The organism is Candidatus Magnetobacterium casense, assembly GCF_019173545.1.
GTDB lineage: Bacteria > Nitrospirota > Thermodesulfovibrionia > Thermodesulfovibrionales > Magnetobacteriaceae > Magnetobacterium > Magnetobacterium cryptolimnobacter.
The window spans coordinates 1-14690 of the sequence record NZ_JABXWD010000042.1 but is presented as its reverse complement, the minus strand read 5'-3'; the positions used below and the strand labels follow the sequence as shown (position 1 = coordinate 14690).

At 50.1% G+C, this 14690-nt stretch carries 14 protein-coding genes; 6 read left to right on the top strand and 8 right to left on the bottom strand.

Annotation, left to right across the window (positions count from 1 at the left end):
• Positions 1-201: 201 nt before the first annotated feature.
• Complete coding sequence (locus HWQ67_RS03935) at positions 202-978, bottom strand: YkgJ family cysteine cluster protein (RefSeq protein ID WP_218251339.1); 777 nt, start codon at positions 976-978, stop codon at positions 202-204.
• Between the two features lie 169 nt (positions 979-1147).
• Between HWQ67_RS03935 and rnfB the strand changes: the two genes are divergently transcribed.
• The 5 genes from rnfB (at position 1148) to HWQ67_RS03910 (ending at position 6840) form a co-directional block, all read left to right on the top strand.
• The gene (gene rnfB / locus HWQ67_RS03930) at positions 1148-2362 is read left to right on the top strand and encodes an RnfABCDGE type electron transport complex subunit B (protein ID WP_218251338.1); all 1215 of its coding nucleotides are present in this window, start codon (positions 1148-1150) and stop codon (positions 2360-2362) included.
• Positions 2363-2381: 19 nt separating this feature from the next.
• On the top strand, positions 2382-2804 hold the full coding sequence (locus HWQ67_RS03925) for a hypothetical protein (protein ID WP_218251337.1): 423 nt from the start codon (positions 2382-2384) through the stop codon (positions 2802-2804).
• A 69-nt stretch (positions 2805-2873) separates the two neighbouring features.
• Complete coding sequence (locus HWQ67_RS03920) at positions 2874-3974, top strand: poly(R)-hydroxyalkanoic acid synthase subunit PhaE (protein ID WP_218251336.1); 1101 nt, start codon at positions 2874-2876, stop codon at positions 3972-3974.
• Complete coding sequence (phaC, locus tag HWQ67_RS03915; RefSeq protein WP_218251335.1) at positions 3971-5062, top strand: class III poly(R)-hydroxyalkanoic acid synthase subunit PhaC; 1092 nt, start codon at positions 3971-3973, stop codon at positions 5060-5062. The genes HWQ67_RS03920 and phaC overlap by 4 nt, the downstream gene beginning before the upstream one ends.
• Positions 5063-5364: 302 nt before the next feature.
• Entirely contained in the window at positions 5365-6840 is a 1476-nt protein-coding gene (locus HWQ67_RS03910) for a cobyrinate a,c-diamide synthase (RefSeq protein WP_218251334.1), read from the top strand.
• Positions 6841-6906: 66 nt separating this feature from the next.
• Here the strand turns inward: HWQ67_RS03910 and HWQ67_RS03905 are convergent, their stop codons facing one another.
• The 5 genes from HWQ67_RS03905 to HWQ67_RS03885 all read right to left on the bottom strand — a co-directional run bounded on the left by HWQ67_RS03905 (position 6907) and on the right by HWQ67_RS03885 (position 11038).
• On the bottom strand, positions 6907-7278 hold the full coding sequence (locus HWQ67_RS03905; RefSeq protein WP_218251333.1) for a hypothetical protein: 372 nt from the start codon (positions 7276-7278) through the stop codon (positions 6907-6909).
• 2 nt (positions 7279-7280) lie between these two features.
• A complete protein-coding gene (locus HWQ67_RS03900; protein WP_218251332.1) occupies positions 7281-8465 on the bottom strand; it encodes a M48 family metallopeptidase in 1185 nt (394 codons plus the stop codon).
• A 25-nt stretch (positions 8466-8490) separates the two neighbouring features.
• Positions 8491-9681, bottom strand: a complete 1191-nt coding sequence (locus HWQ67_RS03895; RefSeq protein WP_218251331.1) for a hypothetical protein — start codon at positions 9679-9681, stop codon at positions 8491-8493.
• 25 nt (positions 9682-9706) lie between these two features.
• Positions 9707-10387, bottom strand: a complete 681-nt coding sequence (locus tag HWQ67_RS03890) for a TIGR00266 family protein (RefSeq protein WP_218251340.1) — start codon at positions 10385-10387, stop codon at positions 9707-9709.
• Positions 10388-10474: 87 nt separating this feature from the next.
• Positions 10475-11038, bottom strand: a complete 564-nt coding sequence (locus HWQ67_RS03885) for a hypothetical protein (protein WP_218251330.1) — start codon at positions 11036-11038, stop codon at positions 10475-10477.
• Between the two features lie 261 nt (positions 11039-11299).
• Between HWQ67_RS03885 and HWQ67_RS03880 the strand changes: the two genes are divergently transcribed.
• Entirely contained in the window at positions 11300-11767 is a 468-nt protein-coding gene (locus tag HWQ67_RS03880; protein WP_218251329.1) for a DUF29 domain-containing protein, read from the top strand.
• Between the two features lie 159 nt (positions 11768-11926).
• On the opposite strand, the gene HWQ67_RS03875 is transcribed toward HWQ67_RS03880, so the two are convergent.
• Both HWQ67_RS03875 and HWQ67_RS03870 read right to left on the bottom strand, forming a co-directional pair.
• A complete protein-coding gene (locus tag HWQ67_RS03875) occupies positions 11927-13693 on the bottom strand; it encodes a hypothetical protein (protein WP_218251328.1) in 1767 nt (588 codons plus the stop codon).
• A gap of 3 nt (positions 13694-13696) precedes the next feature.
• Positions 13697-14062: a hypothetical protein gene (locus tag HWQ67_RS03870; RefSeq protein ID WP_218251327.1), complete on the bottom strand. Its 366-nt coding sequence runs from the start codon at positions 14060-14062 to the stop codon at positions 13697-13699.
• Positions 14063-14690 lie beyond the last annotated feature (628 nt).

The window sequence follows — 14690 nt, the reverse complement described above, 5'->3', positions numbered from 1 at the left end:
CAGTTGAATGAAAAAACTGTCAAGAGCAGTAGAACCAGGGCACAATGCATAAGGCTCTCGCAATTTTCATGGGCGGGGGCGAATAGTGCTCCTATTCATGAAGGTTTAAACGTGAAATAAAAATTACCCTGCTTTTTTGAGAGGATACCTAATTTTCTTATCGTCAGTAATTGTCACCATGCACTATCTCCTTGTTTGTACCTACACCTGACACTTACCCCTTACCGCATCCCTCTTGAGCACCAACGTGGGAGACTTAAACAACGCAAAGAGCAACCACCGGTGGGCAAACTTCATCAGCTCCCCCTCATCCTGCCGAATGATTTCGATCTCCTCATCCTCCAGCTCAAACGTGTTCAAAAACGCACTCTTAAACACAAAGTCCCGAAACGAATCAACATCGTAACTGCCCATGAAAAACATCCGTATACTCTTGTCATCGGGGACACTATCCTTGCTCAACAACTTCTTCTTGAGGATTATGTCAACCCAATCCTTGTTCATGTCCTCGTAGTGGTCGATCTCAAGGTCCTTCTTCCACTGCCGGATGATCCAATCCCTATCCTGCACATGCCCCTTGCAAAAGTCCTCCTTTATCAGAAAATAAAAATGCCCGCCATCCGTACCCTTCTTTGCAACTCCATACCCCAACGGATAATACCGACACACCAACGGTCTGTCTCCATAGATCGAACAACCCTCCTCTGTAACAAACAGACACTTACCCTCATCATCCATCCCCAACTTTATAAACGGTAAGTTAGTCTCCTTGGCTATAGTAGTAATGGTGTACCTCAACAGAAACTCACCGGACGTTATTCCCAACCGGTTCTTCATCCGAACTATGTCATAAGGCGACAACACGATATCCAACTCCCGACAACAAACATTGTAACACGATAACCCACTGTGACAATCAAACCGAAATCCACTGTCCACATTTAAATCAAATACATCTTTATCTAACTCTTCAAACATTTTTTTATCTTATTCCCTTTTCTTTGCAAGTGAAAGTATCCCCCTGATTTTAAGTTAAAGGAGCGAGCATTATGGGGTCAAGGGGACTGGTCCCCTTGCGGGGGGGTCTGAGGGGGGGCAGAGCCGCCCCCTTCTCTCTCCCTTCCTTCCTTTTTAGTGTGAAACGCTTATGACTAAGGATGACAAGGATGACAGGATGGCAGATATTTTGACAGTAAACGGTTTTTTTGACATTATACATTTGCTCGACAGTGTGCTCAACAGCATACCGTTACCCTCTGTTGGCGTAGGTGGCGGGATGGAAGCCAAAGAGAGCGTGAACATGGGTGCAACCATCAAGTTTACGCTGCTGTTTGTTGGCGGCATCGGGGCGTTGTTTGGGCTGGGCCTGGCCTTTGCGGCCAAGAGGTTTTCGGTAGAGGTAGACCCCAAGGTGGAAGAGGTCCGCGACGTGCTTGCCGGTGCGCAGTGTGGTGCGTGCGGCTTTGCCGGTTGCCAGCAGTATGCGGAGGCGGTCGTGCAAAAGAGCTACGTATCCCCCAACCTGTGTTCCCCCGGGGGATCGACTGTGTCCGAACTTGTTGCCCTCATTACCGGCAAGAAGGCCTCTGCCAGGGAACCACAGTACTCCCGGATTCTGTGCCAGGGAGACCGGGCAAGGTCAACAAAGAGATTCAAGTACGAAGGTGTGAAGGATTGCAGGGCGGCAGTGCTTGCCGGCGGAGGGGACAAGTCCTGCGTCTACGGCTGTCTGGGCTACGGCACGTGCAAGAGCGTGTGTACCTTCGGCGCCATCGAAATGAGCGATCAGTCCCTGCCGATTGTCAATACAAAGAAATGTACCGGCTGTGGGGCGTGTGCCAGGGCCTGCCCAAAACAGGTGATTGAAATCCTGCCCTCATCAAAGGCAGTGTTGGTGGCGTGCCACTCCAGGGACAAGGGCGCTGATACCCGAAAGAATTGCCAGATCGGTTGCATCGCCTGTGGCATGTGTGTCAAGGTCTGCCCCTATGAGGCTCCAAGTATAGCAAACAACGTCTCAACCATAAACATAGACAAGTGCAGGATGTGTGGCCTTTGCGCAATAAAGTGCCCCACAAAGGCCATCGTAGACCTTCTCCTGCCCCGGTCAAAAGCCTTTATCACAGAGAGCAAGTGTATCGGTTGTAACATGTGCATGAAGGTCTGCCCCGTTAATGCGGCATACGGAGAACTAAAGAAACCCCATACGATAGACAGCTCCCTGTGCATAGGGTGTGGCATATGTACGGCTAAGTGCCCCGTACAGGCCATAGACGGTACGTTTAATGCACCAGAGGTATTTGCAAAGGCCCTGGAGAAAAAGAGCGGGAAAAAAGACCCGGAAAAAGAAAATGCTGCTTAACTATTTGGAGGTGTGAACCATGGGCGATGATTTTTTGAAACACCTGATGGGGCTGTACAACAGCCCAACGTTTAAGAATGCCTTCTCGGAGTTTTTCATGAAGATGCAGGAAGATGGCTTGGATGCCGCCAAAAAATCCTGGGAAGTCTCCTTGTATAAGAGCGCAGTCAAGGGCACCAGCACAGACCTGTTTGAGAAGATGATAGACTTCTACTCAGATATGGGCTTTGTATCCAAGAAAAAACATGAAGCAGTCCTGAAGGAAAACGAAGACCTCAAAAAAGAAAACGCCTTCCTCAAGGGAATCGTCCAAAATATGAACGTTAGAGTGTTTGAAGACGGCAGCAAAAACATCCAGGAAACCTGGAAGGATACGGTAGAAAAACAGATGGAGTTGAGCAAAGACATAGCCAAAAACTTCTTTGACTTGTTTAAGAAATAACAGATGACGGCAAAACAAGGCTGCATTAAGCGGCCATAGATATCTAAATTAATGAGGAGGATTGGACAGATGGATGAAAAGGCGTCTTTTATTGATTCGCTTATGAAGAAACAAAAAGAATTCATCGACAACTGGTTGCATACGACAAGTAATATGCAGAAAGCCTTTTTTTCATACGGACTGCCTAAAGAGGGCGCAACCGGCACTGCAAGCGGTATAATGAACCTATACAATTCATGGTTAAAGACGGTGGGCACCTCTTATGATGAACTGATGAAGATGTACCCCTCTGCAACGGGTAAAGACACGCTTGGTAAGTTATTCAGGAGCTTTGACTCCTACGTCAAGGTCTTTGAGTTCTGGTCTCCGGTGCTCAATGCCATGCAGGAAAACGCACTTAACCCCGAGGGGTATCAGGCTATGTTTGACCCTGAAAAATTCAAGGCGCTGACGGAGTCCATATACGGTCTTATGGGGCCGGAGTCAGCGTCAGAGATACTCAAACAGACTTCCGATCTCGTTGAGACCTGGGGTAAGGCCGCAACAAACCTGGTCAACCCCTGGGTAGAGGCATATAAGAAAAACATCGATATAGCAATGGACGCCTCATCGGCGGCAGACCCCAATGCCAATATGAACATGTTCCACACCGTCTACAGGGCATTTGAAACAACCTTCGGTAAGACGTTTAAGACCCCGCAGGTAGGAAAAGACCGTGAAAAACTCGAGCTGATCCTCAAGACCATGGACATGTACTCGGTCTACACGGCAAGCTCGGCGCAGTTTCAGCACAATATGTACGTAGCCGGCGAAAAGGCCATGAAAAAGGTCATCGATAAAGTGGCCACAATGATCAAGGCCGGTGAGCAAATCAAGAGCTACAACGACTTTTATAAGCTCTGGACAGAGATAACCGAAGGCGAATACTTTGAGCTGTTTAACACCGAAGAGTTCTCAAAGGTCCAGGGACAATTGTTGGACTCAGCCCTCGAGTTCAGGAAGTACTATCACAAACTGATAGAACTCTACCTTGTAGACCTCCCAATACCGGTAAGGACCGAAATGGATGACGTCTACAAGACCATCCACGACCTCAAGAGGAGGGTCCGCACCCTCGAAAAAAACGCAAAAAAGGCTGAAGCAAAGAACGAAAAGGAGAATGAAATATGAAGACACCTTTTTTGACTTTTGATACGAAAAATATCGCAAAAGAAATGGTAGACCTAACCCAGAAAATGGTAAAAGGTTCAGAGACCTTCATGAATATCGAAGATATCGATGTAGGCATCTCGCCCAAAGAGCTTGTTTACCAGCAGGACAAAATGAAGCTCTACCACTACAAGAACGAAGGCAACGTAACATGCAAGGTGCCCGTTCTGATAGTCTACGCTCTTGTCAACAAGGAGTACATGCTCGACCTGCAACCGGACAGAAGCATCGTCAAAAACCTCCTCAACCACGGCGTAGACCTCTACATAATCGACTGGGGATACCCTACAAGGGCAGACAGATACGTCTCCCTGGATGACTATATCAACGTCTACCTCCACGACGCAGTTGACTTCATCAGAGAGTCCACCGCCAATGACAAGATCAACCTCATGGGCATATGTCAGGGTGGCACGTTCTCCACGATGTTCAGCGCCATCTATCCGGAGAAGGTAAAAAACCTGATCACGCTCGTTACCCCCATCGACTTCTCCATCAAGAAGGGGTTACTCTTTAACTGGTCACGCAACATGAACGCCGATACCCTGATCGACACCTACGGCGTAGTCCCCGGCGATTTCCTTAACAACGGCTTTCTCATGCTCATGCCCATCACCCTCAACGTGGGCAAGTACATCGGAATGCTCGACGTCGTAGAGAGCAAGGAAAAGCTGTTAAACTTCCTCAGAATGGAGAAGTGGATATTTGACAGCCCAGATCAGGCTGGTGAGTGTCTCAAGCAGTTCATCAAGGACATGTACCAGGAAAACAAACTCGTCAAGGGCACCCTCAAGATCGGTGACAAGGACGTTGACCTCAAAAACATATCCATGCCCCTGCTGAACATCTACGCCAATGCCGACCACATCGTCCCACCGGACGCCACCAAACCTCTCAACGACCTCGTAAGCAGCACCGACAAGGAGCTCTACGAGTTCAAGGGCGGACACATCGGCGTCTTTGTCGGCGGCAAGTCGCAAAAGGAACTGGCCCCGGCAATTTCGGCCTGGCTGCATAAGCGCGCCGACGGTAACGGACAGAGGTACTAGTTTAGTTTTACCACGATAGTTCACCACCAAGAAAAAAAAGGAGGAGGGCGGAGCTGCTTGTAGTTCCAGTACACTCTTAGCCCTCCTCAGCTCTCCCCTTGACCACGTTTGAATGGAGTGCTACCCTCACCCACAACACGGTTGCCAAACGGTTACGAAACATGTTATTGTAGGGGCATAATGTATAAGGCAGGATTAACAGGTGACAGGGCACAGGTGGCTACAACAAGATGGAGCCGGAGAAGCCTTGCCTTCCCTTTAGGTTAACGCTGTAAATGCTTATTCACTGCTACTGAATTAGTATGCTGTTTTACAGACCGAGATTGGTAATTGCGGGGCTTAGGGGCGGAGGGGGTAAGACCACGCTGTCGCTGGGACTCCTAAGGCTGTTCAAGCAAGCCGGATTGAACGTTGTTGCCTTTAAGAAAGGCCCCGACTATATCGATGCCGGATGGTTGGCAGCCGCATCCGGAACCCCCTGCTACAACCTCGATTCGTTTATAATCTCAGAGGACAGACTGCTCCAATCCTTTGTAACTCACTCCGAAAACACCGACCTTGCACTGATCGAGGGCAACAGGGGGTTGTTTGACGGTGTCGATGCCTATGGCACGTTTAGCACGGCGGCCCTGGCAAAATCGACTAACTCACCGGTTGTCCTTGTGGTTGACTGCATCAAGACGACTACCACAGTGGGGGTCATAATCAAGGGGATCAGCGAATTTGACGCCGACCTCTCCCTCAAGGGTGTCGTCCTGAACTACGTCGCCAACGACAGACACAAAAACGTGGTCCGCCAGGCCATCGAGTATCACTGTAACGTCCCGGTGCTGGGAACGATTGCCAAACGCTCCGATGCCGTTGTCCCCGAAAGACACATGGGGCTGGTGGCGCAACAGGAACACGGCCAGGTCGATGCCGCCCTCGATGCCATCGCAGCAATGCTGAGGGCCAACATTGACATCGACGCAATAAGCGATATCGCCCGCCAGGCCCCTGCCATAGACTGCAACATGCCTGATACGCAGACGAGCAACACCCCAAGATATGGCACAACCGTTACCGCAGAGGCAGCGGATCGCATCCGCATTGGCGTTATCAGAGACAGCGCCTTTCAGTTCTACTACCCCGACAACCTGGAGGAGTTGGTCCGCTGCGGGGCCGATATCGTTGAGATCAGCGCAATTGAGCACTCCAGTCTGCCCAATATCGACGCCCTCTACATTGGGGGTGGCTTTCCCGAGACAAATGCCATCATGTTGTCCGAAAACACCGCCTTCAGGGAACATCTCAAGTGGCTCATCGAGGACGGCCTGCCCGTGTATGCCGAGTGTGGCGGCCTCATGTTCCTGGGCAGGAGCATAATCTACAACAATAAGACCTATCCTATGACCGGCATATTCCCTATGGATTTTGCGATGTCCCCCACACCTGCGGCACACGGCTACACGGTGGCAGAGGTGGTGGAGGAAAACCCTTATTTCCCCCCGGGCACTGTCCTCAAGGGACATGAATTCCACTACTCCAGCGTCACGGACGTTGGACGCCTTGCAACGGCCTTTAAGATGACGCGTGGCAAGGGGATTGTCAGCGGCCCCGATGGCACAAGGTGTGACGGCGCCATATACAAAAACGTCCTCGCCTCATATACACACCTTCACGCCCTGGGCACAGAACAGTGGGCAACAGGTGTCATCGGGGCAGCACGGAGAAAGAAAGAAGGAGGGCGGCTCCGCCCCCTCCTCAGACCTCCCCTGCAAGGGGGCCAGCCCCCTTGACCCCATCTTACCATGCTTTTTTTAGAGGATACGACTTATATAGCACGTTGAGTATACCTGTTTATTTTATCCTGGATTGTTACTGCTTTTCTTGAGAAACAGACTTGCTATAGCCTTTGTCAACAAGAAATTAAGAGGTATCATTAATAAAATAATCAGCATGGCTACAAGGATTAACACTAAAGTAGCGGTGGCATAATCAGGGAATGTATGTTTAAAAGACTCTGGTGTGTACTTGCCGGAATAAACAACCATTAAGCTTATTGTTATCACACTTATAATGCCTATAATATTGAGGATTACAAATATTATCTTTTTTCGCTGTGCCCTGTCTTTATCTGGCTCCTTATCCTTAAAAACTTTAAATATCCAGGAGCAGATATCTACAAAAATCTCAAATAAGAAACAGATTCCCTCCACTATGTTTATTACCATCATGTTCAGCTCCCTCTATCAAACCATGGTTCACACCCCAGTGCATTAGCCACCCTGCCCAGACCATCAACCTCACTGGCGTTGAGTTCACCATCGACAACGGCAATCTGCCGGCAGACCTCAATAAGCCGTATGACGTCGTTGTCAGGCACCGTCCTGCCCCTTAGTTCTGAGATAACCCCGTTCCTGAAACTCCGTATGTCAACCTTACAGGAGGCGATGACCTCGTCGATGTTCAGATTAATGCCTGCTCTGGCGATTAGTCTGCGTATAAAGGCCTCCTCCGGATTATTCAGTTCGCCATCACACACGGCAACATACAACAGGGACAGCACCAGGAGCGCCCCACCCTCCTGCCCCCTGAATATACTGCCATATTCAAAGGGTTCACTGCCAATGAGCACCTTGATTATTTGCGCATCTATGTCGTCAAACCCCCTGAGCATGACCTTGTCCCTCTGCCTCCTGAGCGCTATGACGTCCAGTGCCACAAGCTCAAGGCTCTTGTACCGAATGGGGATCAACGGGTGCGTAGAGAGGTCATCGGAGAGCCATTGAGCCTCGGATATGGCCTTGACTTCATCATACTGTGCCGACAGACAGCGAATAACCGCCTCATCGTCCTCCAGGCAAAGCCCCGACACCAGCTTGAAGAACGCACTTGCAGCCGACCTGAGGTTGCCGCAGCACAAAAGCCCAAGGCGGTCGGCAGATATCTCACTGGCCTTGGACCAGTTTGATATCATGTGTATAAGCTCGTGAGGTATTTGCATCTCCTCGGAGAAGAAAAATCCTGCCGGTATCTTGTTATGGCCAAAGATGACATGTCCCAGCTCATGACCAATGACAAAGGCTATCTCTCGTGTGTCAAAGTCCTTGATGATCGACGATGACACCACAATATTGAAGCAGTTTCCGGAGCAGTCTATAAATGCGTTGTACTGGCTGTTTTGTTGGACGTAGAGGTTGCCCGTAAGTTCCACCCCGACATAGGTCAGGCACTCCTGATAGAGCCTGTACAGGTCCGGCAACAGAGCCTCCGTGATCTTTGCCGAGGTGGACAACAGGTACCTCTTGCGCATATAGTCTTCCCTGTCCTGGCTTATATAGCATAGGATCGGGGCCAGGGCGCTGTTGGAGTTGAGCTGATTAAACAACCACCGTTCATACTTAAAACGCAGATTATCCAATTGACCTGTGAGCAACGGTATATTCTCAGTCCTTCCTGCCCTCAACCCACTTTAGTCCCCAGTTGTAGGCCTTGTCAAGGGCCTCGTGTCCATTAACATACTGGACGACCTTGGTCACCTTCAGGGAGCCTCCGGAGCGCTCAAACAAGGCTATGCCGCACATCTGTACGCCATCTTGTGTGTTGTCGAGGTTGACGACGATATCGGGTGAGCCGGGCTGTTTTATCGTTACCACGCCGTTGGCCTGTGTCCAGTTTGCAGCGCCTTCGTAGATGTAGGAGTAGATCAGGATGCGTTTGATGTCCTGGAGGCGATTGCCGTTAATGCGGAGGTTTTCGCCTTCGGCCCATGCCCCGGTTCGATCATCGCCACAGTGGAAGATATAGGGTGGACTCTCAAATGAGCCAAAACTCTTGCCCAGGGGTTGTATGGCACCTTTCTGACCATTAGACAGCTCATACAGACATCCCAAGTCGAGGTCTATGCCGCCTCCGCTGCCGCCGCCGCCCATCAGTTTGCTGAAGAAGCCGCCGGTCTGTTTTTGTTGTCCCTGATTCCAGTTGAGGTTCACCAACAGCTCTCCCACACCGCCATCGGACTTGGTCTTGAGCTGGATGGAGTCACCCTTGGACTTCAACACGATCTTTGAGGACAGCTTAAGCAGACTCGCCCCCGGTATCGTAGACTGGAAGGTCGGCATGTCGATGATGTGATTTTCGTTGACCAGTTTGGCCCCCATAAAGCCGGAGTTGTCTATCCTGGCAATGACGGCAACCGTGCCTGGTTGGGTTGAGTTCAGTGGTACGGCAACGGACTCCCCCTTGTCATCGACTATCTGGACGTGCCCGTCGTAGTTGCTGAAGGTGGAACTTTTGTTTTTCGATGCGTCCGTGAAATTGATCGTGCAGATGTAGACCTCCGCCATGTCATCGAGCCTGGTAATTCGTAATTCTTCTTCGTTGTCACCGCCCTTGGAGCCGACCCCGGCATCCGCACTCAGGGCGATAAATGGAAAAGAGTTAAGCTCTCCCATTGAGCCTCCGGCGTAGTTGTCCGAAAACACGCCCCCAACACGACCATCCTTGGACTTGTAAAATGCCATCAGGTCAAGGTCTACGGCCGCAGACCACTTCAGCGTTACCTTCAACTGTTTAAGCGACAGGTATGCCTCCTCGCCCTTTTTCTTTAGCACTATCTTTGACTTAATCTCTGCCATAGTTAAACGATTTCCTCCTGATTGTCTATGAACCCATCCGTATAAACTGCCTGATCCACTGGCCAAATCCCTGCGGATTTCTGGTCTGGATCAAGACCCTGCCAGGCCCCCTGAAGCGGCACACCATCCCCTCGCCTGACGTAAAAGAAGATATCCATCCCGCAGAGGCCTTCTCTATCGTGTAGACAACACTCTCGGGCCATGCCACCAGGTGGCCGTTATCGACAATCATCTCCTCTCCCGCCGGTATATCCAGGGCGTGGATGGCTCCATATGAGCTGACAAACAGAGTGCCGGAACCGCCGGCCCTTATTACAAAAAATCCCTCTCCGGAAAACAATCCCTTTGCCAGATTCTGCATCTTTGTGGTGATCTCCACTTCGTTTGAAGCTGCAAAAAAGCCATCCTTCTGTATGATGTAGTTAGTTCTGCCGTCTAGTTGCAAATCCACGATGTCCCCCGGCACCACGGGAGACATCAGCACTTCTCCATGACCACGCCGTGCGGTGAGCGTCTGAAAGAAGAACTTCTCCCCGGAGAGCATCCTCCCCAAGCCCCCCAACACCCCACCCTCCAACTTACCTTCCACGTCAATTGTGCTGCTCATGGCCACCATCGCATCAGACTCCGCCTTTATCATCTCACCAGCCCTGAGACGGTATCGCAGCATCGTAAATGCCCCCCGATACAGGTACTCATAGGGCACAGCAGGTGACGGTGTTGGTGGCGGCTGCGGTCTGATATCCATCTTGTCTGCAAAGAAATCTACCATAATGATATTTGTCCTGTCCGGCTACTTTGTTAACAGATTGCCGGCAGGTATGGTGCTGACAAATGTCTCCAGGCTCATGATGCGGTTTTCGTTGATCAACTTAGGCCCCATGGCACCGGTGTTGTCTATCTTTGCAACAAGGGCTACCGTGCCTTTTTCGGGCGAGTCCAGGTGTACTGAAAAGGATTCACCCTTGTCATCCATGATCACGATACCGCCGTCATACTTGTTGAATGCCGATTCTATCTTCTTGCTGGCGTCGTCATAGTTCAGCACGACGATGTAGAGTTCAGCGATTTCATCGAGTTTGGCAATGCGCAAGACCTCCTGTTTATCGCCTCCGCTTCCGCCAACGCCCTCATCCCCGGTGTGCTGGATGTATGGAAACTCATTGAGGGTTCCCAGGGAGCCGCCAAGCTGGTCCGTAAAAATACCGCCGGTACGGCCATCCTTCGTCTTGTAAAACGTCATAAGGTCAAGGTCTACATTGGCCGACCACTTCAGTGTCACCATTAACTGTTTTACTGGTATGTAGGCCTCGTCACCCTTGCTCTTGAGACTAATCTTTGCCTTAAGCTCTGCCATAACAATCCTCCTGATTCTTTTATGATACTGAAATCTATGAGCGCCATACTCATAGTTGTTGTTGAGTCGATATGCTGATTATAGTTATTCATTACTCCACATCATTTTATATTAAAAAGACCAGGGCTATCTTGTCAATACACACCCCCATTGGAGGGTGCATGAATTTTTAGACTGAAGTTTCAAATTTTCTATTTTCTATACCACCTTGACAAGTGTCTCAGCTATAATGTTATCATATCAGATATGGAGACTATATCTATGGACACTTTAACGCATAAAGACACGCTCACGGCTGATTCTCTCTATGATGTTGATTTTTATCAATGGGCGTTCCACAATGCCGATCTGTTGCGACAAGGCAGATTCACGGAAATAGACGTGGAAAATATAGTAGAGGAGCTGGAGGGCATGGCCAGGAATAATAAAAGAGAACTGATGAACCGATTAACGGTGTTAATAATGCACCTGCTAAAATGGCAGTACCAACCAAAACGACGCAGTAGAAGTTGGCGTGCAACTATAAATAATCAAAGAAGAGAGATTGAATTTTTGTTTGATGACAGTCCAAGTCTGAAACATAATATAGGCACCGTTATAGCTAAAGGATTTATAGCAGCTAAACGAATGTTTGAAGATGAAACAGGAATTAGCGCCAAGAAATTACCTGAGACCTGCCTGTACACATTTGACCAATTGATGGACTATGATTTCTGGTCCGAAATATAGTAAATTATAGCAGATTTCGATTGGGTTAAATACACGTAGCATTTTTACGGGGTCAAGGGGACTGGTCCCCTTGCGGGGGGTTCTGAAGGGGGGCGGAGCCGCCCCTTTCTTTTCTTGTATCGTACGCAATCGAAACGCGCTATATTACCCGTAGAGATTTCATGTCCATGCCTCTGTTGATATAACAGTCCCGTGTTGTTGTTGTGTAAGTGTTAGAGGAGGCAGCTTTGAAGAGACAAACCTGCCAATGGCCATTGCCATGACGCGGTCGTCGTGCATTGCGTTTTGTGCACGATATTGCCCACCCTGAGTCCTGATAAATGTCAGCATCTCCTCAAAGACCTCCCTGCTGACAATGCCGTGGCTGTCGTCCCTGATTTCTGCGATGAGGTTGTTGATGATAAGTTCCTTGCTGGTCCTGGTACTGAGCCAACCCAGGCGCCTCCTTGGTTTAACCGGAGGCACCAGAACCATCTCCGAGTATATGCGCTGGTAGTTGAGTTCCACGAGCTTTGTGATGGTGGTCAGGCCGTGGTTGTTCCTCTCCGGCACCAGCCATGCAGAGTTGTATCGCCTGCCCAGATGTGCCAGAAGCACGCCAAAGAGGTCAGGCTCGATAAACCCATGCCATTCGGCCACCTGTCTGGCCAGTGGGGTCAGCGCCCCCCGGCTCAGTGGGGGCAGCGCCCCCCGGCTCAGTGGCGCAGCCTGCCCTTTACCGCCTGAGGCCGGACGCCAAATGACCTCGGCACAGGAGTAATCATGCCCCTCAAGCCCCTCGGAGACATCCGCGCTGATCAGATATTGCCCGCCCGCAACAGGCTCCTCCCACACACGCAACCTGCCATCGGCTGACGGACGCCACTGTCCCGTATCCAACTCACACTCGTACCTCTGCACAGGCTCCCTGGCGGCGGCCATCAGTGTCAGAATCCTCTGCGTGTTAAAGACCGACGCACTGGTGCTGACAAACGCCTCCACGGCAGAGGCCGGATACTCCTGCCTGAATCGGAGGATATCGCCCCCACAACGGTTTTCGATGGCCTGCCTGCGCCACAGCAACTGTGCCTCGTCCACCCCGCACATGTCCCTCAGCGCCGATTCATCCTCGTTCAAATCTAATGGCTGACCACCATCCAGACGATAAGCGTCAAAGACAAACCACGGAATAAAAATGGCGCTGTATACGTTACTGACACTGGAGCGTTCGTTGATACGGCTTTTAAACTGAGCCTTTCCGGTGGCGTCCCTGTAGAGTTCATAGACGTAACGGGCGCTGAAGAATCGCTCGTAGAACTCGCCCGACGGTCCCCTGGCGGTGCTTTCAAAGATGACCTCGGTCTCCGGCTGATCCGGGACACACTGCAGCAGGGAGGTCAGCAGGTCAGAGGCCGTGTGTGTCGGCCACTTTGCCACCTCCGACAGGTGCAGGTAGTGGATCAGTTGTCCGCTACCAAAGTCGGTCTTGCCCGCCGTCCCCACCCTGATGGCACCGTCAAGCCCCAGCCCCGATGACGTGTTGAACTCGATCTCCTTTTTGTTGTTGTGCAGTTGTGCGGGACGAAACTCCCAGGGTAGGTGTCTGTGAAATCGCCGCGTCATATTGAATATAAACTCCGAGGCCTCCGGTTCGTGTGTCAACATGGCGGCGTAGCGGTTGAAGTGCGTGGTGGTCTTCCAGTAGAAGCGTCCTGCCACCCAGGTGCTGACCCCCTCGCGTCTGGCCTTGAGGATCAACAGTCTGACGAGTCTGCCCTGACTGCGGATGTCGCGGATTATCTCTTCCAACAGCCGCTGTATTTCGTTCAATATAAATGGCAAAAGTTGCCCGTTGTCGCTCTGTACCTTCAGACAGGTACCGGCGTAGATGCTAAAAACTTTGCAAATCTCCTGCTCTATTGTCTCAATTGCTTTCATCGTTGCCATGCTCTAGTACGCTCCTGCTTCGTCGGCCAGGGCACGTATCCGCCTGAGCCGTTGCTCGTAGGTCTCTGTCGTGGTGCCTTCTTCGGCTTGGTCGCCCTTGCGCTTTGGGTAGACGTACTGGGCAAGTTCCATCAGCAGCTTGGCCCTCAGTGCGACGTCAACATTGGGGTCGCCGGCAATGACCGCCATTGCCGCAATGGGGTCAAAGGCCATCGACTCAAGCACCTTCTGGGCACCCTTTAGTTTGCCTCTGCGTCTATTCCGGTCTGGTTGCCGCTTTTGGGCTACCGGTGTCGAGTCAGGCGGTATTGCCACCGCTTCATCGCTGACGCATGGGGGCGTACCCCCTTGATTTTTATCGCTTTCCATGTGCTATAATCCTCCATGCTACATATAGTTTAATTTCGCATGATTACCACCAAAACCCTTTATTTACAAAGCTATTAGTGTCGCAGGTAAACGCCGGGGAAACGCATCTGAGACAACAAGTTGTGCATAAAATATCAACATCAACTCCAGATAACTTTGACTTCAAACAGTAATGTTCCAATATTGTCCCACCATTGCTTAATGTTTACTTATTTAGGTTACACAACTGAAGTTATTATTTATACACTCATGTTGCATTATTGGTATGATAAAATTATGTTACAAAATCTCCATGAGATGTCACCAAGTATATACAAGAATAATTGTATGTATATTGTCGCAGTTATGCATGTATATTGCTCCAATAACAACCCTTAAATAAAGAATAATTAGCACTGATAAAACACATATGTCAATTTTAATAATTTTTTTTTCTAAGTATTATTTTTTCTCTTGACAAGTGATAACATATGTGTTAGCATAGAAAAAGTATGGAACGAGGCTTTACATTGGCATGGCGTAGGGAGTTGGATGAGAGGATACTGAAGACATTTGCGAAAAAAGAGGAAATGCTAAAGGTACTGAAATACCCAGAGATACCGTTACACAATAATGGTACAGAACTGGA